The sequence below is a fragment of the Streptomyces sp. NPDC004065 genome (genome assembly GCF_044903565.1).
Lineage (GTDB): Bacteria > Actinomycetota > Actinomycetes > Streptomycetales > Streptomycetaceae > Streptomyces.
Map to the genome: position 1 here is coordinate 1 of NZ_JBJDQT010000070.1, position 1,811 is coordinate 1,811.

General features: G+C 63.9%; 1 protein-coding gene. It reads left to right on the forward strand.

The window, feature by feature from the left end; all coding sequences use genetic code 11:
- Nucleotides 1-1,794, forward strand: a 1,794-nt coding sequence (locus ACI2LW_RS33660) for a nickel-dependent hydrogenase large subunit (protein WP_404735054.1), incomplete at its 5' end; no start/stop codon positions are given.
- Between the last annotated feature and the right edge of the window lie 17 nt (nt 1,795-1,811).

Genomic DNA, 1,811 nt, shown 5'->3' on the forward strand with positions numbered 1-1,811 from the left:
ATGACGGCTACCGAGTCCCGTGCGGGGCAGCGCAGACCGGCGCAGATCGTGGACATGTCCTGGGACCCGATCACCCGCATCATCGGCAACCTGGGCATCTACACGAAAATCGACTTCGCCAACCGGGAAGTGGTGGAATGCCGCTCCACCTCCTCCCTCTTCCGCGGCTACTCCGTCTTCATGAAGGGCAAGGACCCCCGCGACGCCGGATTCATCACCTCCCGCATCTGCGGAATCTGCGGCGACAACCACACCACCTGCTCCAACTACGCCCAGCAAATGGCCTACGGCGTCAAACCCCCACCCCTGGCCGAACACATCACCAACCTCGGCGAAGCCGCCGAATACATGTTCGACCACACCATCTTCCAGGACAACCTCGTCTTCGTCGACTACTGCGAAGCCATGGTCAAAGCCACCAACCCCACCGTCCTCGCCCGCGCCGAGAACACCCCCGCCCCCCGCGCCCACCTCCACGGCCACCGCACCATCGCCGACATCATGCGCGCCTTCAACCCCTTCGAAGGCACCCTCTACAAACAAGCCCTCAAAATCAGCCGCACCACCCGCGAAATGTTCTGCCTCATGGAAGGCCGCCACGTCCACCCCTCCACCCTCTATCCCGGCGGCGTCGGCACCATGCCCCAACCCACCCTCTTCACCGACTACCTCAGCCGCCTCATGCACGTCATCGACTTCGTCAAACAAACCGTCGCCCTCAACGACGACATCTTCGACTTCTTCTACCAAGCCCTCCCCGGCTACGAAGAAGTCGGCAACCGCCGCATCCAACTCGCCTGCTGGGGCGCCTTCCAAAACCCCGACATCGTCGACTACCGCTACACCACGATGAACACCTGGGGCAAAGCCATGTACGTCACCCCCGGCATCATCGTCGACGGCAACCTCGTCACCAACAACCTCATCGACATCAACCTCGGCCTGCGCATCCTCCTCGGCTCCTCCTACTACGACGACTGGACCACCCAGGAACCCTTCGTCACCCACGACCCCGCCGGCAACCCCATCGACATCCGCCACCCCTGGAACCAGACCACCATCCCCCACCCCCAAAAACGCGACTTCACCGGCAACTACAGCTGGGTCATGTCCCCCCGCTGGCACCACCCCGACACCGGAAAACACCTCGCCCTGGACACCGGCGGCGGCCCCCTCGCCCGCCTGTGGTCCACCGCCCTGTCCAACCTCGTCGACACCCCCTACATCAAAACCACCGGCCACAGCGTCAAAATCACCCTCCCCAAAGGCCCCACCCTCCCCGAAACCACCCTCGAATGGCACATCCCCCGCTGGTCCAACACCCTCGAACGCAACCGCGCCCGCCCCTACTTCATCGCCTACGCCGCCGCCATGGCCCTCCAATTCCTCGACGAAGCCATGACCCTCGTCCGCGCCGGCGACACCCACGTCTACGAAAACTTCACCGTCCCCGAAGAAGCCATCGGCTGCGGATTCCACGAAGCCGTCCGCGGCGTCCTCTCCCACCACCTCGTCATCCGCGACCACAAAATCGCCAACTACCACCCCTACCCACCCACCCCCTGGAACGCCAGCCCCCGCGACACCCACGGCACCCCCGGACCCTACGAAGACGCCGTACAAAACCAGCCCATCTTCGAAGAGAACGGACCCGACGACTTCAAAGGCATCGACATCATGCGCACCGTCCGCAGCTTCGACCCCTGCCTGCCCTGCGGCGTCCACATGTACCTCGGCAACGGCAAAACCCTCACCACCCACCACACCCCCACCTACGGAGCACCCCATGCCTGACACCAGGCACACCATGA